23 protein-coding genes are annotated in these 24,562 nt (G+C 58.4%); 8 read left to right on the top strand and 15 right to left on the bottom strand.

The features are described 5' to 3' along the window. Window positions 1-36 precede the first annotated feature (36 nt). From glpD to TX23_RS05880, 4 genes are all read right to left on the bottom strand, one after another. Complete coding sequence (glpD, locus tag TX23_RS05895) at window positions 37-1,575, bottom strand: glycerol-3-phosphate dehydrogenase (protein WP_057701408.1); 1,539 nt, start codon at window positions 1,573-1,575, stop codon at window positions 37-39. A gap of 259 nt (window positions 1,576-1,834) precedes the next feature. Next, window positions 1,835-2,590, bottom strand: coding sequence for a DeoR/GlpR family transcriptional regulator (locus tag TX23_RS05890; protein WP_014717134.1), 756 nt, complete (start codon window positions 2,588-2,590; stop codon window positions 1,835-1,837). 95 nt (window positions 2,591-2,685) lie between these two features. Further along, on the bottom strand, window positions 2,686-4,191 hold the full coding sequence (gene glpK, locus TX23_RS05885; protein ID WP_032893327.1) for a glycerol kinase GlpK: 1,506 nt from the start codon (window positions 4,189-4,191) through the stop codon (window positions 2,686-2,688). A gap of 75 nt (window positions 4,192-4,266) precedes the next feature. Continuing rightward, window positions 4,267-5,121: an MIP/aquaporin family protein gene (locus TX23_RS05880; RefSeq protein WP_057701407.1), complete on the bottom strand. Its 855-nt coding sequence runs from the start codon at window positions 5,119-5,121 to the stop codon at window positions 4,267-4,269. 327 nt (window positions 5,122-5,448) lie between these two features. On the opposite strand from TX23_RS05880, the gene ybaK reads away from it, so the two are divergent. Further along, complete coding sequence (ybaK, locus tag TX23_RS05875; RefSeq protein ID WP_057021816.1) at window positions 5,449-5,919, top strand: Cys-tRNA(Pro) deacylase; 471 nt, start codon at window positions 5,449-5,451, stop codon at window positions 5,917-5,919. 128 nt (window positions 5,920-6,047) lie between these two features. Here the strand turns inward: ybaK and TX23_RS05870 are convergent, their stop codons facing one another. Together TX23_RS05870 and argF are read right to left on the bottom strand one after the other, a co-directional pair. Then, on the bottom strand, window positions 6,048-7,157 hold the full coding sequence (locus TX23_RS05870) for an ABC transporter ATP-binding protein (protein ID WP_057701406.1): 1,110 nt from the start codon (window positions 7,155-7,157) through the stop codon (window positions 6,048-6,050). Further along, the gene (gene argF / locus TX23_RS05865; protein ID WP_057701405.1) at window positions 7,154-8,074 is read right to left on the bottom strand and encodes an ornithine carbamoyltransferase; all 921 of its coding nucleotides are present in this window, start codon (window positions 8,072-8,074) and stop codon (window positions 7,154-7,156) included. The genes TX23_RS05870 and argF overlap by 4 nt, the downstream gene beginning before the upstream one ends. A gap of 434 nt (window positions 8,075-8,508) precedes the next feature. Here argF and TX23_RS05860 point away from each other — a divergent pair, with 434 nt between their 5' ends. Both TX23_RS05860 and grxD read left to right on the top strand, forming a co-directional pair. Then, window positions 8,509-10,617 (top strand): molybdopterin oxidoreductase family protein, encoded by a 2,109-nt coding sequence (locus tag TX23_RS05860; protein WP_057701404.1) that lies wholly within the window; start codon window positions 8,509-8,511, stop codon window positions 10,615-10,617. A 77-nt stretch (window positions 10,618-10,694) separates the two neighbouring features. Next, a complete protein-coding gene (grxD, locus tag TX23_RS05855; protein WP_057701403.1) occupies window positions 10,695-11,033 on the top strand; it encodes a Grx4 family monothiol glutaredoxin in 339 nt (112 codons plus the stop codon). A gap of 68 nt (window positions 11,034-11,101) precedes the next feature. Here grxD and bfr read toward each other — a convergent pair whose 3' ends face one another. Together bfr and TX23_RS05845 are read right to left on the bottom strand one after the other, a co-directional pair. Next, window positions 11,102-11,572: a bacterioferritin gene (bfr, locus tag TX23_RS05850; RefSeq protein ID WP_057701402.1), complete on the bottom strand. Its 471-nt coding sequence runs from the start codon at window positions 11,570-11,572 to the stop codon at window positions 11,102-11,104. A gap of 200 nt (window positions 11,573-11,772) precedes the next feature. After that, window positions 11,773-11,991, bottom strand: a complete 219-nt coding sequence (locus TX23_RS05845; RefSeq protein ID WP_017526354.1) for a bacterioferritin-associated ferredoxin — start codon at window positions 11,989-11,991, stop codon at window positions 11,773-11,775. A 242-nt stretch (window positions 11,992-12,233) separates the two neighbouring features. On the opposite strand from TX23_RS05845, the gene TX23_RS05840 reads away from it, so the two are divergent. After that, window positions 12,234-12,836, top strand: a complete 603-nt coding sequence (locus TX23_RS05840; RefSeq protein WP_003172097.1) for a peroxiredoxin — start codon at window positions 12,234-12,236, stop codon at window positions 12,834-12,836. A 60-nt stretch (window positions 12,837-12,896) separates the two neighbouring features. On the opposite strand, the gene rnt is transcribed toward TX23_RS05840, so the two are convergent. Together rnt and pyrC are read right to left on the bottom strand one after the other, a co-directional pair. Then, window positions 12,897-13,568, bottom strand: a complete 672-nt coding sequence (gene rnt / locus TX23_RS05835; protein ID WP_057701401.1) for a ribonuclease T — start codon at window positions 13,566-13,568, stop codon at window positions 12,897-12,899. Beyond that, window positions 13,565-14,611, bottom strand: coding sequence for a dihydroorotase (gene pyrC, locus TX23_RS05830; protein WP_057701400.1), 1,047 nt, complete (start codon window positions 14,609-14,611; stop codon window positions 13,565-13,567). Before pyrC ends, rnt begins: the two co-directional genes overlap by 4 nt. Window positions 14,612-14,767: 156 nt before the next feature. Between pyrC and TX23_RS05825 the strand changes: the two genes are divergently transcribed. The 3 genes from TX23_RS05825 to TX23_RS05815 all read left to right on the top strand — a co-directional run bounded on the left by TX23_RS05825 (window position 14,768) and on the right by TX23_RS05815 (window position 18,288). Next, complete coding sequence (locus TX23_RS05825) at window positions 14,768-15,676, top strand: flagellar protein MotY (RefSeq protein ID WP_057701399.1); 909 nt, start codon at window positions 14,768-14,770, stop codon at window positions 15,674-15,676. A 128-nt stretch (window positions 15,677-15,804) separates the two neighbouring features. Further along, complete coding sequence (locus TX23_RS05820; protein WP_057701398.1) at window positions 15,805-17,022, top strand: argininosuccinate synthase; 1,218 nt, start codon at window positions 15,805-15,807, stop codon at window positions 17,020-17,022. Window positions 17,023-17,655: 633 nt separating this feature from the next. Further along, window positions 17,656-18,288, top strand: a complete 633-nt coding sequence (locus TX23_RS05815) for a response regulator transcription factor (protein ID WP_057701397.1) — start codon at window positions 17,656-17,658, stop codon at window positions 18,286-18,288. 82 nt (window positions 18,289-18,370) lie between these two features. Here TX23_RS05815 and TX23_RS05810 read toward each other — a convergent pair whose 3' ends face one another. The 4 genes from TX23_RS05810 to metG all read right to left on the bottom strand — a co-directional run bounded on the left by TX23_RS05810 (window position 18,371) and on the right by metG (window position 22,462). Next, window positions 18,371-18,550, bottom strand: a complete 180-nt coding sequence (locus TX23_RS05810) for a PA3496 family putative envelope integrity protein (protein ID WP_057701396.1) — start codon at window positions 18,548-18,550, stop codon at window positions 18,371-18,373. Between the two features lie 107 nt (window positions 18,551-18,657). Next, entirely contained in the window at window positions 18,658-19,296 is a 639-nt protein-coding gene (nth, locus tag TX23_RS05805) for an endonuclease III (protein WP_057701395.1), read from the bottom strand. 58 nt (window positions 19,297-19,354) lie between these two features. Continuing rightward, entirely contained in the window at window positions 19,355-20,323 is a 969-nt protein-coding gene (gene rsxB, locus TX23_RS05800; protein ID WP_057701394.1) for an electron transport complex subunit RsxB, read from the bottom strand. A gap of 87 nt (window positions 20,324-20,410) precedes the next feature. Then, entirely contained in the window at window positions 20,411-22,462 is a 2,052-nt protein-coding gene (metG, locus tag TX23_RS05795) for a methionine--tRNA ligase (protein ID WP_057701393.1), read from the bottom strand. Between the two features lie 172 nt (window positions 22,463-22,634). On the opposite strand from metG, the gene apbC reads away from it, so the two are divergent. Next, window positions 22,635-23,729 carry an iron-sulfur cluster carrier protein ApbC gene (gene apbC, locus TX23_RS05790; RefSeq protein ID WP_057701392.1) on the top strand — a complete coding sequence of 365 codons (1,095 nt, stop codon included), beginning with the start codon at window positions 22,635-22,637 and terminating at the stop codon, window positions 23,727-23,729. Between the two features lie 453 nt (window positions 23,730-24,182). Here apbC and fdxA read toward each other — a convergent pair whose 3' ends face one another. Then, window positions 24,183-24,506 carry a ferredoxin FdxA gene (fdxA, locus tag TX23_RS05785; protein ID WP_003172109.1) on the bottom strand — a complete coding sequence of 108 codons (324 nt, stop codon included), beginning with the start codon at window positions 24,504-24,506 and terminating at the stop codon, window positions 24,183-24,185. Between the last annotated feature and the right edge of the window lie 56 nt (window positions 24,507-24,562).

The raw sequence follows: 24,562 nt of genomic DNA, 5'->3' as shown, positions 1-24,562 counted from the left end.
TTTTTCGCGAGCAAGCTCGCTCCTACAGTAGGGCGGTCAGGCGGCTTCGATCTTGCTGCGGCTCTGCTCGACCTTGGACAGGTAATGCTGCAGGTTTTCCTGCTCCTGCGGTGTGGTGAACAGGCCGAGCTTGGTGCGGCGCCACAGCACGTCCTGCGGTTGGGTCACCCATTCCTCGGCGCACAGGTAGTCGACTTCGCGGGTATACAGGCCGCCGCCCAGGTGATCACCGAGGTCGGCCAGCGACTGCACGCCTTCAAGCAGGCGCCAGGTGCGGCTGCCATACGTGGTGGACCAGCGGCGGGCGATCTCGCTCGGCACCCAGTCGAACTTGTTGCGGATGGCTTCGGCCAGCGCTTCAGGCGTGCTCATGTCTTCGCCGCCGGGCAGGCTTGCGGTGGCGGTCCAGCTTGGGCGCATCTGGGTAAAGTACGGCGCCAGTTGGGCCATGGCCGATTCGGCCAGCTTGCGATAGGTGGTCAGCTTGCCGCCGAATACCGACAGGATCGGCGCTTCGCCGGTGCCGCCGGACAGCGACAGGGTGTAGTCCCGTGTAATTGCCGACGGGTTGTCCGACTCGTCATTGCACAGTGGGCGCACGCCGGAGTAGGTGTGGACAATATCGTCGCGGCTCAGCTGTCTCTTGAAGTGTGCGTTGACCACCTTGAGCATGTAGTCGGTTTCACCTTCGGTAATCGCGACTTTTGCCGGATCGCCGGTGTATTCGCGGTCGGTGGTGCCGATGATGGTCAGGTGGTTCAGGTACGGAATGGTGAAGACGATGCGTTGGTCTTCGTTTTGCAGAATATGCGCGTGAGCACCCTCGTACAGTCTCGGCACGATCAGGTGGCTGCCCTGGATCAGACGAATGCCGTACGGTGAATCCAGCTTCAGGTCATCGCGGATGAATTTGGCCACCCATGGGCCGGCGGCATTCACCAGGGCGCGGGCGCGGATCGAGAACAGGCTGCCGTCGGCACGTTCCATGTTCATTTCCCACATACCGTTGCTGCGCTTGGCGCTGACGCAACGGGTCTGGGTGTGGATGTGCGCGCCTTTCTCACGGGCAGCCATGGCGTTGAGTACCACCAGGCGGGCATCGTCGACCCAGCAGTCGGAGTATTCAAAGCCTTTGGTGATTTCGCTTTTGAGCGGGCTGTCGGCGCCGAACTTAAGGCTTTTGGAACCCGCGAGCTTTTCGCGCTTGCCCAAGTGGTCATAAAGGAACAGACCAGCACGAATCATCCAGGCCGGGCGCAGGTGCGGGCGGTGCGGCAGTACGAAGCGCATTTGCTTGACGATGTGCGGTGCCTTGGCCAGCAGAACTTCGCGTTCGGCCAATGCTTCACGCACCAGACGGAATTCGTAATGCTCCAGGTAACGCAGGCCACCGTGGATCAGCTTGCTGCTGGCCGAAGAAGTGTGGCTGGCCAAGTCATCCTTTTCACAAAGGAATACCGACAACCCGCGACCGGCTGCGTCTGCTGCAATGCCGACGCCGTTGATCCCGCCACCAATTACGGCAACGTCATAGACTTCGGCAAGCGGTGGAGCAGGCAAGGTGGAAGGGTTCATCGGCTAGCCTCGCGATCTTTTCGTCTTGGAATTCGAACATTAATGTTCATTTGCGAAAATGGTAGCTGATAAATGCGGGCACAGCCAGCTGACTTCGATTGAAAAAACTCATCGAAGGGCGGAGAAAGGAAGAATTATGAACAAAGGTGAATGTATGGGTGTTAGTGAGGCCGTCATCGCGGGCAAGCCCGGCTCCCACATTTGATCGCATTTCAAACTGTGGGAGTCGGGCTTGCCCGCGATGACGCCTGAACAGGCGCTAAACGACTTCCAGCCGCACCTTGTGCTCATTCAGCACTTGCACCAACGCCGGAACCGGCTGCTGGTCAGTCACCAGGCAGTCCACCAGGCTGATCGGCCCCAGGCGAATCATGGCATTGCGCCCGAATTTGCTGGAGTCCGCCGCCAAAATCACCTGCCGCGCATTGGCGATGATGGCCTGGGAAACCCGCACTTCCTGGTAATCGAAGTCCAGCAGGCTGCCGTCCTCGTCGATCCCGCTGATACCCACCAGGGCAAAGTCGACCTTGAACTGATTGATGAAATCGACACTGGCCTGGCCCACCACGCCGCCATCGCGGCGCACGTTGCCGCCGGTCAGCAACACATCGAAGTCGTCCTTGGCACTGAGCATGGTGGCGACGTTGAGGTTGTTGGTGATGATTTTCAGGTGGTTGTGATTGAGCAGCGCACGGGCGATGGATTCGGTGGTGGTGCCGATGTTGATGAACAGCGAGGCATGATCGGGAATCTGCGCAGCGATGGCTTCACCGATGCGTTGCTTCTCGTCACGCATCTGATCGGCCCGCATGGCGTACGCGGTGTTCTCGACACTGGAGTCATAGGCCGCGCCGCCGTGGTAGCGGCGCAACAGGTTGGCATCCGCCAGTTGGTTGATATCGCGGCGGATGGTTTGCGGGGTGACAACGAATAGCTGCGCCATTTCCTCGATACTGACGTACCCGCGTTCGCGGACCAGTTCGAGGATTTGTTGTTGGCGGGGAGGCAGATTCATGGGGCGTCCTTTGGGCTGCCATACAAAAGTGGCCCATGATGACGCAGGAATCCGCTCCCTGCCAGTTACAACCTCAAGGGAAACCGGCGCTTGGCTTATTCGGCGCCTTCGTGCGGCTCCCAATCGCGGGTGCGACTCACCGCTTTTTGCCAGCCGGCATAGAGTTTCTCTTTGGCGGCTTCGTCCAGTTGTGGTTCGAATTCGCGCTCGATCACCGCCTTGCCACGCAACTCATCCAGGCTGCCCCAGAAGCCACACGCCAGGCCGGCCAGGTAGGCGGCGCCGAGGGCTGTGGTCTCGCGCATTTGCGGGCGCTCGACCTGAGTGCCGAGGATGTCGGCCTGAAATTGCATCAGGAAGTTGTTGGCCACCGCACCACCGTCCACACGCAGGGCCTTGAGGCGTTCGCCCGAGTCCTGCTGCATGGCGTCGAGTACGTCGCGGGTCTGGTAGGCAATCGACTCCAGCGCCGCACGAATAATATGATCGACGCGTACGCCTCGTGTCAGGCCGAACAGCGCGCCACGGGCATACGGGTCCCAGTAAGGAGCGCCCAGACCGGTAAAGGCGGGTACCAGGTACACACCGTTGCTGTCCTTGACCTTGCCGGCGAAGTATTCGGTGTCGTGGGCGTCGTTGATGATTTTCAGCTCGTCACGCAGCCATTGCACGGTGGAGCCGCCGTTGAATACGGCGCCTTCCAGGGCGTAGGCCACTTCGCCGCGGGGGCCGCAGGCGATGGTGGTGAGCATGCCGTGCTTGGATTTCACCGCCTTGTCGCCGGTGTTCATCAGCAGGAAGCAACCGGTGCCGTAGGTGTTCTTGGCCTGGCCGGCTTCGACACACATCTGGCCAAACAGCGCGGCTTGCTGGTCACCGGCAATACCGCCAATGGCGATGCCACTTTTGGTGCGGCCGTAGATTTCGGAGGACGACTTCACTTCGGGGAGCATTTCCCGCGGGATGTCGAGAATCTCCAGCATCTTCGCGTCCCACTCCAGCGTGTGGATGTTGAAGAGCATGGTGCGCGACGCGTTGGTGTAGTCGGTGACGTGGGTTTTGCCGCCGGTAAATTTCCAGATCAACCAACTGTCGACGGTGCCGAACAACAGTTCGCCATTGCGTGCACGCTCGCGGCTGCCTTCGACGTTGTCGAGGATCCACTTGAGCTTGGTGCCGGAGAAGTAGGGGTCGGTGACCAGGCCAGTGGTGTCGCTGATGTATTGCTCATGGCCGTCGCGTTTGAGTTGCTGGCAAATTTCAGTGCTGCGTCGGCACTGCCACACGATCGCGTTGTAGATCGGGCGGCCGGTGATTTTGTCCCAGACCACGGTGGTTTCACGCTGGTTGGTGATACCGATGGCGGCAACCTGGTCATGGTGCAAGCCGGCCTGGGCCAGCGCCTCTACCATCACCGCGCTTTGGGTGGCGAAGATTTCCATCGGGTCATGCTCTACCCAGCCGGCCTGCGGGTAGTGTTGAACGAATTCACGTTGCGCGGTGCACACCACGTTGGCGTCACGATCGAAGATGATCGCCCGCGAACTGGTGGTGCCCTGATCGAGGGCAATGATGTAGTTCTTATTCTGAAGGTCGGTCATGTCAATTGCCTTGAACGAAATAAGGAAGTCAGAAATCAGCCTGGGCCGCGAAGGGCAGGGGCCAGGCTGGCGCTTTCAGGAAATACGAGTCTTGCCGTCGACAGCCGTGTCAGGTGTTTCAGCTATAGCAGGTGTTGCGCTCGGCAGGTGGCGGGCGATCAGCCCGCGATAGGCGGCAGCACCGAGGCAGGCACCGACAATCGGGGCGAAAATCGGTACCAGGAAGTAAGGAATATCGCGACCGCCAGTAAAGGCCATTTCACCCCAACCGGCAAAAAAGGTCATCAGCTTGGGCCCGAAGTCCCGCGCCGGGTTCATCGCAAAGCCGGTCAGCGGGCCCATCGCGCTACCAATCACCGCGATCAACAAGCCGATCAGCAGCGGGGCCAGCGGGCCGCGAGGCAGGCCGTTGTTGTCGTCGGTGAGGGCCATGATCACGCCCATCAAAATCGCGGTGATGACCATTTCTACCAGGAATGCCTGGGCCGTGCTCAGCAGTGCATGAGGGTAGGTGGAGAACACCGACGCCAGTTCCAGGCTGGCTTGGGAGCCGCGGACCATCTGGTGGGTTTGTTCGTAATCGAAAAACAGATTGCTGTAGAGGGTGTACACCAGGGCGGCGGAGCAGAATGCGCCAGCGACCTGGGCGAGAATATAGAAGGGCAGTTTGCGCTTTTCGAAATCGGCAAAAAGGCACAGGGCGATACTCACCGCCGGGTTGAGGTGAGCCCCGGAAATACCGGCACTCAGGTAGATCGCCATGCTGACGCCGACCCCCCAGATGATGCTGATTTCCCATAAGCCAAAGCTCGCACCCGCGACCTTGAGCGCAGCGACGCAGCCGGTACCGAAGAAAATCAGCAGCGCAGTGCCCAGGAACTCGGCCATGCATTGGCTCGAAAGTGAAGGCTGTTGAAGAGCAGTTGTCATGGAAAACCTCAGTTGTTGTTCTTGTCTGGCGCACTGCCTCAACGGGCGGTTGCGCGATTTTCACCGTGACGAGGATCCCCATCCTTAGCCGCGGCTTACTGCTGGAGCACTGATGGACTATTCCTACAGTATTCGGAAACGAAAAAATATAGACAAGAATGACCGCTGTCAAAGGTCGAAAGTGAACCATTGGTCACTTTCGAACTATTGGTCTGATGAATGATCACGCCCTGTATACCGGAGCTCTGGGCCAGCAGCGCTTGAACTAGAGCGTTTTGCCGGCGCTTGGCCTAGAATTGGGCACCTGATTTCCCTGCCGGAGACGCCATGACGCCCGCACTGGATTTGTTGAAAAAAGTTCGCGCCGAACATCGCATTCACAGTTATGAACATGACCCCAAGGCGGCGTCATATGGTCTGGAAGCTGCGGAGAAATTGGGCCTCGACCCGGCGCAGGTGTTCAAGACGCTCTTGGCGAGTAGCGAGAAGGGCGAATTGTTGGTGGCCGTGGTGCCGGTCGTCGGAAGTCTGGACTTGAAGGCGCTGGCCCATGCCGCCGGCGTAAAAAAGGTCGAAATGGCGGACCCGGCGGCAGCGCAGCGGTCCACTGGCTATCTTTTGGGCGGCATCAGCCCACTGGGGCAGAAGAAGCGGCTGCGCACGTTTATCGATGAAACGGCGCAACCCTTTGCAACGATTTTTGTCAGCGCGGGCAGAAGAGGATTGGAAGTTGAATTGCCAGCGGCGGTGTTGGCTGAACACACCCAGGCCAAATTCGCACCGATCGGGCGGGCCTGATAATTATTCTTTGAAGTCTATGAGGATCAAATGTGGGCTTGCCTGCGATAGCATCAACGCGGTGTAACAGATAACCCGAGTTGTCTGCATCGCAGGCAAGCCAGCTCCCACAGTTTGATCCGGTTTCGTCAGTGAGCGACGCTGTGGCGGCGCACGCCTGACTCAACAGCGGGAATCTGCGCCGCTGTGCTGCCGGATGCCTGGAACACCACCAAATGTTCAGCCGCCACACGAATCCCCACCTCTGCGCCCACTTGATGATCGGAATGGCTGGGGAAAATCGACTCCAACTGAGCGCCGGTCGGCAGCTGTAACCGGTACAGCGTTGAGGCGCCGAGGAAGGTCTTGCCGACGATCCGGGCTTTCAACGCGCTGTCCGGCGCATACACGATATCGTCCGGGCGCAGCAGCACATCCACCGCAGCGCCGGTCGGCAAGGTGTAGGCACGGTTGCCGCGCAGGTCGCCCAGTTCAGTGCTCACTGACTCCGGTGAATTCAAGCGGCCTCGAATGAAGTAACCCTGGCCGATAAAGCTGGCGACATAGGGCGTCTGTGGTTCGTGGTAAAGGTTGTAGGGCGTGTCCCACTGCTCAAGACGACCCTCCTTGAACACGCCGACATGGTCGCTGACGGCGAAGGCTTCTTCCTGATCATGGGTTACCAGGATCGCGCTGGTGCCGCGAGCCTTGAGGATGTCGCGCACTTCATGGCTGAGCTTGCGGCGCAGTTCCCCATCCAGGTTGGAAAAGGGTTCATCCAACAGCAACAGTTGCGGTTCCGGCGCGAGTGCGCGGGCGAGGGCGACACGTTGTTGCTGACCACCGGACAGCTCATGGGGAAAGCGCTTGCCCAGATTCTTGAGGTTGACCAGCTCCAGCAACTCGGCGACCACGCGATCTTTTTGCAGATGCTTGCGAATGCCGAAGGCGATGTTGTCCGCCACGCTCAAGTGCGGGAACAGTGCGTAGTCCTGAAACACCATGCCGATACGCCGTTTTTCCGGTGCCAGGGTGAAGCCGGCACTGGAGATGACTTCGCCCGCCAGGCTGATTTCGCCTTCGTGTACCGGTTCAAAGCCGGCAATGGCGCGCAAGGTGGTGGTCTTGCCGCAACCGGATGAACCAAGCAGGCAACCGATGTCGCCGGCGTTGAGGTGCAGGTTGAGGTTCTGCACCACGCGTTGATGTTGATAGCCGCATGCCAGATTGCGCAGATTCAGCAGTAATGGCTGGCTCATGCGTGGTGGTACGACGGCGGGACGAGAAACTCGAGCAAGGCTTTTTGTGCGTGCAGGCGGTTTTCAGCCTGGTCCCAGGCGACAGAGCGCGGGTCATCGAGCAGGTCGAGGCTGATTTCCTCACCACGGTGAGCAGGCAGGCAATGCATGAACAGGACGTCCGGCGCTGCGGTATCGAGCAGCGCGCGTGTCACCTGGAACGGCGCGAACTGTGCCAGGCGCTTGGCGGTCTCGTCTTCCTGGCCCATGGAGGTCCAGACGTCGGTACTGACCAAGTGTGCGCCGACCACCGCATCCTTCGGATCACGCAGCAGCTGCACGCGGCCATCAGCCTTGGCCATGAACTCGGCGCTCGGCTCGTAGCCTTCAGGGCAAGCGATGCGCAGGTGGAAGTCGAACTGGATCGCCGCTTCTATATAGCTGTTGCACATGTTGTTGCCGTCACCGATCCAGGCCACGGTCTTGCCCTGGATTGAGCCACGGTGTTCGAGGAACGTTTGCATGTCGGCCAGCAACTGGCAGGGGTGCAGGTCGTCGGACAGGCCGTTGATCACCGGCACGCGGGAGTTGGCGGCAAATTCGGTCAGGGTGCTGTGGGCGAAGGTACGGATCATCACGGCATCGAGCATCCGCGACATGACGATGGCGCAATCGCTGATCGGCTCGCCACGGCCCAGTTGGGTATCACGCGGGGACAGGAAGATTGCCTGGCCACCCAGCTGGATCATGCCGGCTTCGAAAGACAGGCGTGTGCGCGTCGAGGACTTCTCGAAGATCATCCCCAGTACACGGTTTTTCAAGGGCTCAAACAGTACGCCGCGGTTACGCAGGTCTTTAAGCTCAATGCCTCGACGGATCACGCTGACCAGCTCTTCGGGCGTGCAATCCATCAGGGAGAGAAAGTGCCTTGCGCTCATCATTAACTACCTTTTTGCAACAGACCGCAGATACTCAAAGCCTTGTTTATTGTGACAACGGGCGAGACCTGCGGCGAAAGCCGCACGGGGCGACGAAATAGGGGAAGGCGCGATATTGACATTAAATGTCGCGTCTTACCAATAGGGCTACGGTTTTTAAGAGTGTTCAAGCAGGGCGCTAATGCGCGTTTGAAGACGATTTCCCGACAGCAGTGAGCCATTTGTACACTGGCGTCCAGACGTTTTGCAATGCGCGGGGGCGGGCCCAGGCCAGGTTGCGTCGGTTTTGGTCGGTATGCGGGAGGCTTCTGAAACATTTGCTTATGGTTAGCCATGCCTTTGCCTATGCCCGTCGATTCACAACACGAAGGTTGCTGGTGCCCTGAGCGGTCGCGGGCCATAGTTGGGCCAAAGCCCTTATAAAGAGACTGGCCATGACCAAGACTCTCCATCACCGTGCCTGCCACCTGTGCGAAGCCATCTGCGGCCTGACCCTGGAAACGACACAAGCCGAAGACGGTCGCCTGGCGATCACCTCGATCAAGGGCGACCCCCTGGACAGCTTCAGCCGTGGGCACATCTGCCCCAAGGCCGTAGCGCTGCAGGATATTCAGAATGACCCGGACCGCCTGCACCAGCCCATGCTGCGGGTTGGCAGCGAATGGCAGCCGATCCCATGGGAAGATGCCTTCGCACTTGTAGCCGAACGCCTTGCCGGCATCCAGGCCCGGCATGGCCAGAACGCGGTGGCGGTGTACCAGGGCAACCCGAGCGTGCACAACTATGGGTTGATGACGCACAGTAATTATTTTCTCGGCCTTTTGAAGACGCGCAACCGGTTCTCCGCGACCTCCGTCGACCAATTACCCCATCATTTGACCAGTCACCTGATGTACGGCCATGGCTTGCTGTTGCCGATCCCGGACATCGACCACACCGACTTCATGCTGATTCTGGGCGGTAACCCGCTGGCGTCCAACGGCAGCATCATGACCGTGCCCGATGTGGAGAAACGCCTTAAAGCCATTCAGGCAAGGGGCGGTAAAGTGGTGGTGGTCGACCCGCGGCGCAGCGAGACGGCGGCGATTGCCGATCAGCATCTGTTCGTACGCCCCGGTGGTGATGCGGCGTTGTTGTTCGGGATGCTCAACACCTTGTTTACGGAAGGGCTGACCCGCGCCAGCCATTTACCGGTTGAGGGCCTGGACGACGTACGCCATGCGATCGCCAGCTTTACCGCCGAGGCCATGAGCCGCCAATGTGCAGTGCCTGCCGAGCAGATCCGTCAATTGGCGCGAGACTTTGCGGCCGCCGATAAAGCGGTGTGCTACGGACGCATGGGCGTCTCGACCCAGGCATTCGGCACGTTGTGCCATTGGCTGGTGCAATTGATCAACCTGGTGACCGGCAACCTGGATCGGGTGGGAGGTGCGTTATGCACCACACCGGCGGTGGACCTGGTGGCGTCGACCGGAGGCGGGCATTTCAATCGCTGGCAGAGCCGTGTGTCCGGGCGTCCCGAGTACGGAGGCGAATTGCCGGTATCGGCCTTGGCTGAAGAAATACTCACCGAAGGCGAAGGGCAGATCCGCGCCCTGGTGACAGTGGCCGGCAACCCGGTTCTGTCCACGCCCAATGGCCGTCAACTGGAGCAGGCGCTGGATGGGTTGGAGTTCATGGTCAGTGTGGATCTCTACATCAACGAAACCACGCGTTATGCCGACCTGATCCTACCGTCCACGTCGGCATTGGAAAATGACCACTACGACACCACTTTCAACATGTTCGCAGTGCGCAACGTCACGCGCTTCAATCGCGCGATCCTGCCCAAGCCTGCAGGCGCACTGCACGATTGGGAGATCTTTGTCGGTTTGGCCAAAGCCTTTGCAACGCAGACCGGCGTATCACTCAAACCGACAATGCCGCCGGCGCAAATGATTGATTTCGGGCTGCGTGCCGGTACTTATGGGGATGCGTCTGCACACAAGTTGTCGGTGGCGATGCTGGCCGATCACCCTCACGGCGTGGACCTGGGCCCACTCAAGCCAAACCTGGGCGCCCGGCTGAAAACCGCCGATGGCAAGGTGCAGGCGGCACCGTCGGTGATCCTGGCGGACCTTGCGCGTTTTGCCGCGCAGCCCGTGCCTGTGGCCGACGAGCTGTTGCTGATCGGTCGGCGCCATGTGCGCAGCAATAATTCGTGGATGCATAACTATCACCGGTTGGTGAAGGGCAAGCCGCGTCATCAGCTGTTGATGCACCCGGATGATATGACCACTCGGCAGTTGAGCGATGGGCAGCGGGTGCAAGTGAGTTCGCGCATCGGCATGATCGAAGTGGAAGTTGTGGCCAGCGCGGACATGATGCCGGGTGTGGTTAGCCTGCCTCACGGTTGGGGTCATGATCGTCCGGGCGTACAGATGAGCATTGCAAGCGGCCAGCCGGGGGCGAGTGCGAATGACTTGACCGACGAGCGGCACTTGGATGAGTTGTCGGGTAATTCGGCGCTCAATGGCGTACCGGTGAAGGTGGCGGCGGCCTGAGCATCCCGCTGGATTTTTGCGTTACAATGCGCCACCGTGCCGACCCGTGAGTCGCAAAGTTCCTGCAGAGGTGTTCCATGGATATCATCGAAACGATCAAAGAGCAGATTGCCAACAACACCATTCTGCTTTACATGAAAGGCGCTCCAAACGCGCCTCAGTGCGGTTTCTCCGCGAAAGCGTCCCAGGCCGTCATGGCGTGTGGCGAGAAGTTCGCTTACGTGGATATCCTGCAAAACCCCGAGATCCGCGCCAACCTGCCAAAGTACGCCAACTGGCCGACTTTCCCGCAGTTGTGGGTAGCCGGTGAGCTGGTTGGCGGTAGCGACATCATCACTGAAATGGCAACTGATGGCTCGCTGCAAGCGCTGATCAAAGACGCAGCGCAAAAAGCAGCAGTCAAGACTGACGCCTAATTGGCGAGCAATAAAAAGCCCCGCTTCTCTGGTGAGAGCGGGGCTTTTTTGTGCCTGAACGCTACGGGTTATTCACCCATCTGCGATTGCAGGTAATTCTCCAGGCTGACCTTGTCGATCAGGCCCAGCTGGGTTTCCAGCCAGTCGATGTGTTCTTCCTGGTCCTCAAGGATGTCTTCCAACAGCTCACGGCTGCCGAAATCGCCCTTGGTTTCGCAGTTGGCAATCGCTGCCTTGATGTCGCTGTGGCTTTTGCGCTCAAAACCCAGGTCGCTGCCGATCATTTCCTGAGTGTGCTCGCCGATGTTCAGCTTGCCCAGGTCTTGCACGTTCGGCAGACCTTCAAGGAACAGGATGCGCTTGATCAGCGCGTCGGCGTCCTTCATGGCCTTGATCGATTCTTTGTATTCACGCTTGCCAAGCTTTTCCAGGCCCCAATCGTCGTACATGCGCGCATGCAGAAAGTACTGATTGATCGCGACCAGTTCATTGGCAAGGATTTTATTGAGTTGCTGGATGACTGAGATGTCGCCTTTCATGACTGGGGTCCTGCCCTGTAATAGCTGTGTATAGGGCGGAGTCTGAGCGGTGAAAATCCTAGTGTCAAACCTAAGTTATTGAATAATAAATGAAAATTAATCGGAATAAGAATGTTTGTGTTCCGCGTCTTGACGCTAACTAATTGAATTACAGGCATAAAAAAACCGGACACAAGGTCCGGTTCTTTAAAACATGCCTATCAGGCGTGTGTAAATTCTGTCGAGTAGGGGAGCGCGGCCTGGGCTGTTTGCAGCTGCGTCAGGGTTTCCCGTACCACTTGCTTGGCGAGGCAGGCGCATTTGCCGCACTGGCTGGCAACGCCCGTGGTTTCACGCACTTCTTTGTAGCTGCAGCAACCTTCGTAGATTGCTTCGCGGATTTGTCCGTCGGTGACGCCAGTGCAGAGGCAGACATACATAAGTGAGAACCGTCGCGGGTTTATGGCTTAAGTGCGATGGATCTTAATGTTAACGAGAATGATTGTCAAAATAGTTTCAACAGCAATTCGGGCGGATGGCCCGTGCGCTGACGAACGGTTTTTTCGGTGTATGATGGTCGGTCTTCACGAAGCGTGATTGCGTCATGTTTCTGTCTGTTTCCACAGGTAGACTCGACCGGTCCTTTTACTTCAATCGTCATCCCTATATCAGGAGATATCCAATGAGCGTACTCGTCGGTAAACAAGCCCCGGATTTCGACGTACCAGCCGTCCTCGGCAATGGCGAAATCGTCGACAGCTTCAAACTGTCTGAAGCCATCAAAGGCAAATACGGCCTGGTATTCTTCTACCCGCTGGACTTCACTTTCGTCTGCCCTTCGGAGCTGATTGCTCTGGATCACCGCATGGACGATTTCAAGGCGCGTAACGTTGAAGTGGTTGCGGTGTCCATCGACTCCCATTTCACCCACAACGCCTGGCGCAACACGGCCATCAATGATGGCGGTATCGGCAAAGTCAAATACACCATGGCTGCCGACATGAAGCACGACATCGCCAAGGCCTACGACGTTGAGTCCGAAGGCGGCGTCGCTTTCCGTGGCGCGTTCCTGATCGACGACAAGGGCGTCGTGCGTTCGCAGATCATCAACGACCTGCCGCTGGGCCGTAACATGGAAGAGCTGATCCGTCTGGTTGACGCTCTGCAATTCCACGAAGAGCACGGTGAAGTCTGCCCTGCCAACTGGAAAAAAGGCGACAAAGGCATGAACGCTTCGCCAGAAGGCGTTGCCGCTTACCTGACCGAGAACGCCGGCAAGCTGTAAGCCTGCGTTTTGGTATAAAAAAACCGGCCTGAGAAGGCCGGTTTTTTTGTGGGAGGCGTCTTAGTCGTTGAAGTCTTCCCAGCCACCCATCTGTTTCCAGCGGTTGACGATGCCACAGAACAGGTCGGCGGTCTTTTCGGTGTCGTAGCGGGCCGAGTGAGCCTCACGACCGTCAAAGTCGATACCGGCTGCCTGGCAGGCTTTGGCCAGTACCGTTTGGCCATACGCCAGGCCTGCAAGGGTTGCAGTGTCGAAGCTGGAGAACGGGTGAAACGGGTTGCGCTTCATGTCCAGGCGCGCCACGGCGGCGTTCAGGAAACCCAGGTCGAAGCTGCTGTTGTGGCCGACCAGAATCGCACGTTTGCAGCCATTGGCCTTCAGCGCCTTGCGTACACCGCGGAAGATATCGGTCAGCGCCGCTTCCTCACTGACGGCCATGCGCAGCGGATGGTCGAGCTTGATCCCGGTGAACTCCAGGGCAGCGGCTTCGATATTGGCGCCTTCGAACGGCTCTACCCGGAAGAAGTGGGTGTGTTCCGGGAACACGAAACCCTGTTCGTCCATGCCGATGGTGGTCGCCGCGATTTCCAGCAGCGCGTCGGTGGCGCAATTGAAACCACCGGTTTCTACGTCGATGACAACCGGCAGATAGCCGCGAAAACGCTCGGCCATCGGGTGGCGCGAACCGCCGCCACCGTGCTCTTGTTCGTCGTCGTAATGGTCTTCACTCACTTGCTTTCCTCCAGCAGGCGCCAGCGCAGTGTTTCACCGGCGCGCAGCGGGATAACGGTCAGCTCGCCAAACGGCAGGCTGGCGGGGGCGGTCCAGTCTTCACGGACCAGGGTGATGCGATCGGTATTCGCCGGCAGGCCGTAGAAACGCGGACCATTGAGGCTGGCAAAACCTTCGAGTTTGTCCAGGGCATTGCGTAGTTCGAACGCCTCGGCATACAGCTCGATGGCGGCAAACGCCGTGTAGCAGCCGGCACAGCCGCAGGCCGCTTCCTTGGCGTGCTGGGCGTGGGGCGCCGAGTCGGTGCCGAGGAAGAACTTCGGACTGCCGCTGGTGGCGGCATCCAGCAGTGCCACCTGGTGAGTATTGCGCTTGAGAATCGGCAGGCAATAGAAGTGCGGCCGAATCCCGCCCACCAACATGTGGTTGCGGTTGTAGAGCAGGTGATGAGCGGTGATGGTCGCACCAACGTTAGCCGAAGCTTCGGTGACGAACTGCACGGCATCGGCGGTGGTGATGTGCTCGAACACGACCTTCAGGGTCGGGAACAGCTCGACCACACGGCGCATGTGTTCGTCGATGAAAATCTTCTCGCGATCGAACACATCCACATCGCCACGGGTGACTTCCCCGTGGATCAGCAACGGCATACCGACTTCGGCCATGGCTTCGATCGCCGGCAGGATCTTGTCGATGCTGGTGACGCCGGAATCGGAGTTGGTGGTCGCGCCGGCCGGGTAGAGCTTGGCGGCATGTACGAAGCCGCTGGCCTTGGCCTGGCGAATCTCTTCAGGCTGGGTGCGGTCGGTCAGGTAGAGCACCATCAACGGTTCAAAGCGGCTGCCGGCCGGTCGTGCAGCGAGAATACGCTGGCGATAGGCGTCGGCTTCTGCGGCATTGCGCACCGGAGGTACCAGGTTAGGCATGATGATGGCACGGCCAAACGTGCGCGCAACATCGGCCACGGTTTGGGGTAACGCAGCACCATCACGAAGATGAATATGCCAGTCGTCGGGACGCAGCAGGGTCAGGCGGTCGGACATTGGGGATTCCAGGCGGGTCAATCTGGTGGGAATGCTACCGGAAAAGACTCTTGCAGGCACTCGCTATCAAGTTTTGCCGGATGCTACCGATATCCCCGGGTATGCCTTAACGATGTATGACGCTTTGAAGTGTTGTAAAAACCAGTGGAGCCCCCCGTGCGCCAGCATTATCTAGCCCTGCTCAGTGTGTTCGCCAGCCTGCCCGCTATGGCCCTCACGTTCCAGACACGTCTGGAGAATATTGAGTGGAAGGTAGAGGGCGATCAGTTCGAGTGCCGCCTGACGCAGCCGATCACCGATTTTGGTTCCGGGGAGTTCGTGCGCCGTGCCGGCGAGCAGGCAACGTTTCGCCTGAAAGCCTATAACGGTGCGTTTGGCGCAGGTTCGGCAACCTTGCTGGCCGCGGCCGCGCCCTGGCAGCCGGGCCGAGGCGATATCAACCTCGGGGCGGTGCGTGTCGGCAGTGGCGACGTACTGTTGAATAGCTCCCAGGCTCAGGCCGGGCGCCTCTTCACCGGTTTGCTTGAGGGGCGCAGCCCGACCGTACGGCATTACGCGCGCGAAGGCGGTTATTCGGAGGTGCGTCTGCTGCCGGTGAGGTTCAGCAAGGCCTACAGCGACTATCAGTCGTGCACCGCCAAGCTGTTGCCCATGAATTACGACCAGGTCAAGCAGACGGAAGTCGGCTTCCCCGGTGGTGGCATTGAGCTGGACGCTGCCGCCAAGAAGAAGCTGTCTGTGATTCTTGCGTTCATGAAGGCCGACCCCACCGTCAATCATGTCGAGTTGAATGGCCACTCGGATAACAGTGGCAATCGGCTGACTAACCGCGACGTCTCGCGCCGCCGCGCCCTGGCGGTGATGGATTACTTGAAGGCCAATGGCATTCAGGAGTCGCAGATCACCCTGCGTTTCCATGGCGAAAGCTACCCGCTGGCCCCCAACACCAATGCCGCCAACCGCGCCCGTAATCGTCGGGTGAATATCCAGCTTGAGCGGGTAGCTGCTCCCGAGAAACCGGCACCCCAGGCCACGGTGCCGAGCAACCCGGCGGCCACGTCGTAGGTGCGACCATCGGTCGCCCGCTCGACATAATCTGTCGCTTTATCTTCATTTGCTGTCGCGCCCCTGTAATTTCGCGGTTTTGATCGGTAGAATCGTCGCCTTTCCGTACAACCCCGTGGAGTGATGGCATGGCCGACGTAAACAAGGTCGTTCTCGCGTATTCCGGCGGCCTGGACACTTCGGTGATCCTCAAGTGGCTGCAGGATACTTATAACTGTGAAGTGGTGACCTTCACCGCTGACCTGGGTCAGGGCGAAGAGGTCGAACCTGCACGTGCCAAGGCGCAAGCCATGGGCGTGAAGGAGATCTACATTGACGACCTGCGCGAAGAGTTCGTCCGCGATTTCGTATTCCCGATGTTTCGCGCCAACACTGTCTACGAAGGTGAGTACCTGCTGGGTACCTCCATCGCACGTCCGCTGATCGCCAAGCGCTTGATTGAGATCGCCAACGAAACCGGCGCTGACGCCATTTCCCACGGCGCCACCGGCAAGGGCAACGACCAGGTGCGTTTCGAACTGGGTGCCTACGCACTCAAGCCTGGCGTAAAAGTGATTGCTCCTTGGCGTGAATGGGACCTGCTGTCCCGTGAAAAGCTGATGGATTACGCTGAAAAGCACGCAATCCCGATCGAGCGCCATGGCAAGAAGAAGTCGCCGTACTCGATGGACGCCAACCTGCTGCACATCTCCTATGAAGGCGGCGTGCTGGAAGACACCTGGACCGAACACGAAGAAGACATGTGGAAATGGACCGTCTCTCCGGAGAACGCTCCTGACAAGCCGCAGTACCTGGAACTGACTTACCGCAACGGCGACATCGTTGCGTTGGACGGCGTTGAAATGTCTCCGGCCACCGTGCTGGCGACCCTCAACCGTATCGGTGGCCAGCATGGTATCGGCCGTCTCGACATCGTCGAGAACCGTTATGTGGGCATGAAGTCCCGCGGTTGCTACGAAACCCCGGGCGGCACCATCATGCTGCGTGCCCACCGCGCCATCGAGTCCATCACCCTGGACCGTGAAGTCGCCCACCTTAAAGACGAGCTGATGCCCAAGTACGCCAGCCTGATCTACACCGGTTACTGGTGGAGCCCTGAGCGTCTGATGCTGCAACAGATGATCGACGCTTCCCAGGCCCACGTGAACGGCGTCGTGCGCCTGAAGCTCTACAAGGGCAACGTAATCGTCACTGGCCGTAAGTCCGAAGAGTCACTGTTCGACTCCAACATCGCAACCTTTGAAGAAGACGGTGGCGCCTACAACCAGGCGGATGCGGCTGGCTTCATCAAGCTGAACGCCCTGCGTATGCGCATTGCTGCCAACAAGGGCCGCTCATTGTTCTGAGTGTTGTCTTGAGTGTGCGAAATGGCTCCTTATCCAAGGGGCCATTTTTTTTGCTTGTTTATTATTGAATGAACATAAATACAGCGGCGATGTTTATCGGCGTTTAGCAGATGCTTGACTGTGTTTTTTTCTGAAACTTTAACGGTTGTTTTACTTTTTTGCGTTTTGTTTTTAGCGCTGAATGATTTTTTACATCTGCGGAGGAACTATGTCTGACAGAAAATTCACTCATGTAAGTGCAATGAGAAGGTGAGTTGTAGAATTTTCTGTAGGAATTATGGAAGTTTATAAATATGTTAAATGGAACTAATGCAGATGGGCCTTCCTTGCCGTTCTGCGTGCGGCATGGCTACAAGCAAGGGGTATTTCCTGAAAGTCTTGTGCGCTGCGTTTACCTTCATGGGCCCATGCCTGGGACATTTCAGTCAAAATGTGTACGCGTCGAGAAAGATCTGAAAGCTTCCATAAAGCCCCATACATCTAAGTTTGCGATTTTTTGTAGGCTAATTCCTATCTTCCTGTGGGTTGGGTCTCTCCCTGCCGTTGCTCGGGGTGGAATGCTATGCCAACTAGTAATCGACTAGGCTATTGTGTTTGCTCTAAATAATTCGAACAGCGAAATTGGACTTTCTCATGAATAAAGTGCTGATCGTGGATGATCATCCCGTCATTCGTCTTGCTGTGCGCATGCTAATGGAGCGTCATGGTTATGAGGTCGTTGCCGAGACCGATAACGGTGTCGATGCGTTGCAACTTGCACGGGAACATATGCCGGATATTGTGATACTGGATATCGGAATCCCCAAGCTCGACGGCCTGGAAGTGATTTGCCGGTTGGCTTCAACCAAGCAAGCCGTATCGTTCAAGGTGCTGGTGCTGACGTCCCAGGCTCCGGGCCATTTTTCCATGCGCTGTATGCAGGCAGGGGCGGCCGGCTATGTCTGCAAGCAGCAGGATCTGACTGAGCTGTTGAGCGCCATCAAGGCGGTGCTCTCCGGCTACAGCTATTTCCCGAACCAGGCGCTCAATTCAGTGCGTTCAACCATGGGCAACGCCAGTGAAGCCGAAATGGTTGAACGCTTGTCGGGGCGAGAGATGATGGTGCTGCAACAACTGGCCCGTGGCAAAACCAACAAGGAGATTGCCGACGGCATGTTCCTGAGCAACAAAACCGTCAGTACCTATAAGACCCGCTTGCTACTCAAGCTCAATGCCCGCTCCCTTGTGGACCTGATCGAGTTGGCACAACGCAACGGCTTGGTGTAGGAGGGCATTGCACCGCTCAAAACCCGTGTATCCGGCAGAAAAAAGCCTCCGTCAGGGAGGCTTCCGGTCGTTCATGCATCGATCACAGATCGAAGTCGTAATCGGCCAGCTGTTTTTGCAAGCGTCGCTCTTCCAGTAGATTGTCGATAGTGCGGCGTTTGCTCAAATTGGTCTTGGCTACCTCTACAGGTGTCTCTACCGCATCGTCATCCGACTCAACGAGGTCGTCTTCCACTTCCAGTTGTTCTTTGCCAGCGCTCATAAGATTAACTCCGGGCTAAGACTGCCATTGGGGCTCCTTATAGCGATAATCTGCGAACGGGTAAAAAAGATTTTTTCAATCGACTGATCATAAAAAGCAATGGTCGCTCAATCGTCTGACGTCTTGTCCTTGTATTCACACAAATCTTCGATCCGACAGCTGCCGCAGCGGGGCTTGCGAGCCTGGCAAACGTAGCGCCCGTGCAGGATCAGCCAGTGATGGGAGTCGAGCAAATACGGCTTGGGCACAAACTTCATCAGTTGCTTTTCCACTTCGACCACATTTTTGCCCCGCGCAATACCGGTTCGGTTACTGACCCGGAAGATGTGCGTGTCCACTGCCATGGTCAGTTGCCTGAATGCGGTATTGAGCACCACATTGGCCGTTTTACGGCCCACCCCTGGCAAGGCCTCCAGAGCTTCACGCGTTTGCGGGACTTCACCATCATGCAGCTCCACCAGTAGGCGGCACGTTTCGATCACATTCTTGGCCTTGCTGTTATACAGGCCGATGGTCTTGATGTATTCGGACAGGCCTTCCACACCCAGGGCGTAAATTGCGGCCGGGGTATTGGCCACGGGATACAGCTTCGCCGTCGCCTTGTTAACCCCAACGTCCGTTGATTGGGCTGACAGGATCACCGCAATCAGTAATTCGAACGGTGAGGAGTAAGCCAGTTCGGTTTTCGGTTCCGGATTGTCTTCGTGGAACCTGCGGAAGATTTCCAGGCGTTTTGCGGCATTCATAGGGGCGGACGTTTCCTTGCAGGCGGTCGACGTGATGTTAGCAATACAGCGTGCAGGTTCAGGCGCCAGTGTTGGCCTCGGCATCCTGCAGCGTCTGCTCGGCGGCGTTCAAAGCAGCGCTCAAGGCTGCCAGCTGCTGCTCGCCAGCCTGCTCGGCCTGGGCCTTTTTCAGCTCGGCCCGACGCATGGCCAGTTGGATCTTTGCGCGCTTGAGGTCGGTGCCTTGGGGTGTCTTTGTCGGCGGCGCACTGTTGGCCTCCAGCTTGGCAAGCGCCTGTTCGCAAGCTTCAAACTGCCGTTGCAGCTTAATCAATTGCGACTGTTGCTCAAAGGTCGGAGGATGCCCAAACGCCTTCAAGGACTTGTGCAACTGAGCGCGACTCATGGTGACGCTGATTCTGGCCTGCTTGATGGCGGCTTCCTGCGCGCCCTGATGATTATCTATCGCTGCTGTTTCCATTGCAGCTGCAGGTTTGGCCCGTGTCAGGCGTTCGGCGAGCTTGCGGGCTTCCTCACGTTGCAGGCGGGCGTTACGTTGTTCGAAGCGCCGCCGCGCTCGGTCACGTTTGAGGTCACGTTCACGCCGCTCGTCATTGCTGCCAGCCAGGTCGCCCACGATAGGCAGCACGTCAGCGAGCGCACGCATCTCGATACAGTCGACAGGGCAGGGTGCGACACACAGGTCGCAACCGGTGCACTCATCGATAATCACCGTGTGCATGAGCTTGGCGGCACCCACAATGGCATCCACCGGGCAAGCCTGGATGCATTTGGTACAACCGATGCATTCGGCCTCACGGATATAGGCTACCTGCGCGGGCGCTTCCCCGCGGCTGGTGTCCAGCTCCAGCAGTGGCAGGTGCAGCAGTTGCGCAAGCCCGGCGATGGTTTCCTGCCCACCGGGCGGGCACTTGTTGATGGCCTCGCCTTTGGCGATGCCTTCTGCATAAGGCTTGCAACCCGGGTGCCCGCATTTGCCGCATTGAGTCTGCGGCAGCAGCGCGTCGATACGTTGAATGAGGTTCATGCTGTGATCATAGCGTTGACGCCCGGCCCAGGGAGGTGGGCAAGCTGAAAAGCCCCGCCGTAGCAACAGCGGGGCATTTTGCAGGGGTTACTTGATGCGTTGACCCGGCTTGGCGCCGCTGTCGGGGCTCAGCAGGTAGATTTCTTCGCCGCCAGGGCCAGCCGCCATCACCATGCCTTCGGAAATACCGAACTTCATCTTCCGTGGCTTGAGGTTGGCGATCATCATGGTCAGGCGACCGTCGAGCTTGGACGGGTCCGGGTAAGCGCTCTTGATCCCGGAGAACACGTTGCGCTGCTCGTCACCGATATCCAGCGTCAGGCGCAGCAGCTTGTCGGCACCTTCCACAGCTTCGGCTTTGATGATCAGTGCCACGCGCAAATCCACGGCGGCAAAGGCGTCGAAATCGATTTCCGGGGAAATCGGGTCCTTGGCCAGCTCGCCATTGCCCGCCGGCGCAGATTTGCCGGTATCGGTCTGGCTGGCGACCAGGTCTTCTTTCGAAGCGTCGGTCATGGCCTGGACTTTCACCGGGTCAATGCGGGTCATCAGGGGCTTGAAGGCGTTCAACTGATGATTACCGAGCAAGGTGGCGTGATCGTTCCAGGTCAACGGCGCCACGTTGAGGAACGCCTCGGCATCGGCGGCCAGCAATGGCAGCACCGGCTTGAGGAAGATCACCAACTGGCGGAACAGATTGACGCCTGTGGCACAGATAGCCTGCACCTCGGCTTCCTTGCCTTCCTGCTTGTTCAGCGACCACGGGGCCTTGTCGGCGATCCAGGCGTTGGCACGATCGGCCAGGCCCATGATCTCGCGCATGGCGCGGGCGAAGTCGCGGGCCTCATAGGCGTCGGCGATGCTTGGCGCGGCGGCCAGGAAGGCGTCGGTCAGCTCCGGTGCAGCGTTCTCGGCTACCAGTACGCCTGCGTTACCCTTGTGGATAAAACCGGCGCAACGGCTGGCGATGTTGACGACTTTACCCACCAGATCCGAGTTGACCTTCTGTACGAAGTCCTCCAAGTTCAGGTCCAGGTCGTCGACACCCCGGCCCAGCTTGGACGCGTAGTAATAGCGCAGGTATTCCGGCGACAGGTGATCCAGGTAGGTGCGTGCCTTGATAAAGGTGCCACGGGACTTGGACATTTTCTGCCCATTGACCGTCAGGTAGCCGTGCACGGCAATGCCGGTCGGCTTGCGGTAGCCCGAACCTTCAAGCATTGCCGGCCAGAACAGCGCGTGGAAGTTGACGATGTCCTTGCCGATAAAGTGGTACAGCTCGGCAGTGGAGTCTTTGCCCCAGAACGCGTCGAAGTCCAGCTCCGGGGTGCGATCGCAGAGGTTCTTGAAGCTGGCCATGTAGCCGATCGGCGCGTCCAGCCATACATAGAAGTACTTGCCCGGCTCGCCCGGGATCTCGAAGCCGAAGTACGGCGCGTCGCGGGAGATGTCCCACTGCTGCAGGCCACTGTCGAGCCATTCGGAGAGTTTGTTGGCCACGGCGTCCTGCAAGGTGCCGCTGCGCGTCCAGGTTTGCAGCATTTGCTGGAAATCCGGGAGCTTGAAGAAGAAGTGCTGCGAGTCTTTAAGCACCGGAGTGGCGCCGGAGATCGCCGACTTGGGGTCCTTCAAGTCGGTCGGTGCGTAGGTCGCGCCGCATTTTTCGCAGTTGTCGCCGTACTGGTCTTCGGTGCCGCACTTCGGGCAGGTGCCCTTGATGAAGCGGTCGGCCAGGAACATCTTCTTTTCCGGGTCGAAATACTGGGTCACCGAACGTTGGTCGATGTGCCCGGCTTCTTTCAACCGCAGGTAGATCTGGCTCGACAACTCGCGGTTTTCGTCCGAGTGGGTCGAATGGAAGTTGTCGAAGTCCACCAGGAACTCGGCAAAGTCGGCGCTGTGTTCAGCCTGCACGTTGGCGATCAGTTGTTCCGGGGTGATGCCTTCCTTTTCGGCGCGCAACATGATGGCCGAACCGTGGGCGTCGTCCGCGCAGACATAAATGCATTGATTGCCGCGATGCTTCTGGAAGCGCACCCACATATCGGTCTGGATGTACTCAAGCATATGGCCAAGATGGATGGAACCATTGGCATAGGGCAGGGCGCTGGTGACGAGGATCTTGCGTGGCTCGGACATGGGGCTCGGCTACTTGATGAAACGGAGGTCGGCCACTATAAAGCGCCGGGAAATTTATTTCACCCCGTGACGCTGTTTCAGAATCTTCCGGAACCTCGAAAGCGTGCCGTTCAACCGTCGGAACGGTTAGGATAGCCGCCTGTTTCAGTCAGTCTTTTTTCGGGAGTAGCCCATGAGCGCCGTCAATCGCGCAGCGGTGGAAGCCGTTCTTCGCCAGTACACCGACCCCTATTTGAACCAGGACCCGGTCAGTGCCGGTTGTGTGCGCAACATCGAGGTCCAGGGCGACCAGGTGTCGGTACAGATGCAACTGGGTTATGCCGCAGGTTTGTTCAAGCGTGGTTGGGCGCAGATGCTGCAAATGGCCATTGAAGGCATTGATGGCGTGGGATCGGCCAAGGTCGAGATCCAGTGCGTGATCGCCCCGCACAAGGCCCAGGCGCAGATCCCGGGTTTGGCCAATGTCAAGAACGTGGTGGCGGTAGCCTCCGGCAAGGGCGGCGTGGGCAAATCCACCACTGCGGCCAACCTGGCTTTGGCCCTGGCCCGCGAAGGCGCGCGGGTGGGGATTCTCGACGCCGATATCTACGGCCCAAGCCAGGGCGTGATGTTCGGCATCGCCGAAGGCACACGGCCGAAGGTCAAGGATCAGAAATGGTTTGTGCCCATCGAGTCGTTGGGGGTGGAGGTGATGTCCATGGCCTTCCTGACCGATGACAACACGCCGATGGTCTGGCGCGGGCCGATGGTCTCCGGGGCGTTGCTGCAATTGGTCACACAGACCGCCTGGGGCGACCTCGATTACCTGGTGATCGACATGCCGCCAGGCACCGGCGACATCCAGCTGACCCTGGCACAAAAAGTCCCGGTGGCCGGTGCGGTGATCGTCACCACGCCCCAGGACCTGGCGCTGCTGGACGCCAGAAAAGGCGTCGAGATGTTCCGCAAGGTCAATATCCCGGTGCTCGGCGTAGTGGAAAACATGGCGGTGCACATTTGTTCCAACTGCGGTCATGCCGAGCATCTGTTCGGTGAAGGGGGCGGTGAAAAGCTGGCCACGCAGTATGGCGTCGAACTGCTCGCTTCTTTGCCGCTGTCGATGGACATTCGTGAACAGGCCGATGGTGGCAAACCCACTGTAGCGGCCGAGCCCGAAGGGCAGGTCGCGATGATCTACCAGGAGCTGGCCCGGCATGTCGGTGCGCGCATTGTCTTGCAGGAAGCGGCCGCGCCGGCGATGCCGACGATTACGGTCAGTGACGACTGATGCCCGTAAACGGTGGGCAATGAGGTTTATTGCCCTTTTCCGCAATCGCGCACGTAAGCATTTGCTTACCTTTGCGTAAGTGATTGGTTTTTTTACCTGGCAAGGACGTCCCGATTTTTTTGAGAATTTTTTCATCTCATTGAAATACAAGACTTATTTATCTATGTGGGGGCGTCGCTGCGTGCCAGTGGATGGAAACGGGTCGCGTTGAACTTATCTTTGAACCCTCTAACATCAGCCCTGTGTCCACGGATTGACACAGCCATCAAGGAACGATGGTTTGAAGGAACGTCGCAGGATGCGATTCATCAGGATGATGAAAAGGAATACAGGGACTAGGGAAAAAATGTGGGCGGGTCATACCGCCCCTTTTTTCGCCTGCAGAAAAGTGAATGCAGGTACCAGAATGCAAAAAAGGCCCTCAAGGGCCTTTTTTTGTTGGGCAGTGGCGCTTTAGCGCTCTAGTTGCTCAATCTTGTTGGGTTTGCCATCCCACTCGGCGGCATCCGGCATCGGATCCTTGCGCTCGGTGATGTTCGGCCACACTTCTGCCAGTTCGACGTTCAATTGAATGAACTGCTCCATGCCCGCAGGCACTTCGTCCTCGGAGAAAATCGCGACGGCCGGGCATTCTGGTTCACACAGGGCGCAGTCAATGCACTCATCCGGGTGAATAACCAGGAAGTTCGGGCCTTCGTAGAAGCAGTCCACCGGACAGACTTCTACGCAGTCGGTGTACTTGCACTTGATGCAGTTGTCGGTGACGACGAAGGTCATTTCTAATTTTCTCCTCAGGCGGCGGCAGCGAAACCCCTTGTGGTGGGGTTCGCGAG

Source organism: Pseudomonas paralactis (assembly GCF_001439735.1).
Taxonomy (GTDB): domain Bacteria; phylum Pseudomonadota; class Gammaproteobacteria; order Pseudomonadales; family Pseudomonadaceae; genus Aquipseudomonas; species Aquipseudomonas paralactis.
The sequence above is the reverse complement of the archived record's forward strand: the minus strand, read 5'-3'. Positions and strand labels throughout refer to the sequence as shown.

Coding starts and splice junctions, on each gene's coding strand:
- glpD (WP_057701408.1), bottom strand. CDS start 1,575: ATGAACCCTTCCACCTTGCCTGCTCCACCGCTTGCCGAAGTCTATGAC.
- TX23_RS05890 (WP_014717134.1), bottom strand. CDS start 2,590: ATGAATCTGCCTCCCCGCCAACAACAAATCCTCGAACTGGTCCGCGAA.
- glpK (WP_032893327.1), bottom strand. CDS start 4,191: ATGACCGACCTTCAGAATAAGAACTACATCATTGCCCTCGATCAGGGC.
- TX23_RS05880 (WP_057701407.1), bottom strand. CDS start 5,121: ATGACAACTGCTCTTCAACAGCCTTCACTTTCGAGCCAATGCATGGCC.
- ybaK (WP_057021816.1), top strand. CDS start 5,449: ATGACGCCCGCACTGGATTTGTTGAAAAAAGTTCGCGCCGAACATCGC.
- TX23_RS05870 (WP_057701406.1), bottom strand. CDS start 7,157: ATGAGCCAGCCATTACTGCTGAATCTGCGCAATCTGGCATGCGGCTAT.
- argF (WP_057701405.1), bottom strand. CDS start 8,074: ATGAGCGCAAGGCACTTTCTCTCCCTGATGGATTGCACGCCCGAAGAG.
- TX23_RS05860 (WP_057701404.1), top strand. CDS start 8,509: ATGACCAAGACTCTCCATCACCGTGCCTGCCACCTGTGCGAAGCCATC.
- grxD (WP_057701403.1), top strand. CDS start 10,695: ATGGATATCATCGAAACGATCAAAGAGCAGATTGCCAACAACACCATT.
- bfr (WP_057701402.1), bottom strand. CDS start 11,572: ATGAAAGGCGACATCTCAGTCATCCAGCAACTCAATAAAATCCTTGCC.
- TX23_RS05845 (WP_017526354.1), bottom strand. CDS start 11,991: ATGTATGTCTGCCTCTGCACTGGCGTCACCGACGGACAAATCCGCGAA.
- TX23_RS05840 (WP_003172097.1), top strand. CDS start 12,234: ATGAGCGTACTCGTCGGTAAACAAGCCCCGGATTTCGACGTACCAGCC.
- pyrC (WP_057701400.1), bottom strand. CDS start 14,611: ATGTCCGACCGCCTGACCCTGCTGCGTCCCGACGACTGGCATATTCAT.
- TX23_RS05820 (WP_057701398.1), top strand. CDS start 15,805: ATGGCCGACGTAAACAAGGTCGTTCTCGCGTATTCCGGCGGCCTGGAC.
- TX23_RS05815 (WP_057701397.1), top strand. CDS start 17,656: ATGAATAAAGTGCTGATCGTGGATGATCATCCCGTCATTCGTCTTGCT.
- TX23_RS05810 (WP_057701396.1), bottom strand. CDS start 18,550: ATGAGCGCTGGCAAAGAACAACTGGAAGTGGAAGACGACCTCGTTGAG.
- nth (WP_057701395.1), bottom strand. CDS start 19,296: ATGAATGCCGCAAAACGCCTGGAAATCTTCCGCAGGTTCCACGAAGAC.
- rsxB (WP_057701394.1), bottom strand. CDS start 20,323: ATGAACCTCATTCAACGTATCGACGCGCTGCTGCCGCAGACTCAATGC.
- metG (WP_057701393.1), bottom strand. CDS start 22,462: ATGTCCGAGCCACGCAAGATCCTCGTCACCAGCGCCCTGCCCTATGCC.
- apbC (WP_057701392.1), top strand. CDS start 22,635: ATGAGCGCCGTCAATCGCGCAGCGGTGGAAGCCGTTCTTCGCCAGTAC.
- fdxA (WP_003172109.1), bottom strand. CDS start 24,506: ATGACCTTCGTCGTCACCGACAACTGCATCAAGTGCAAGTACACCGAC.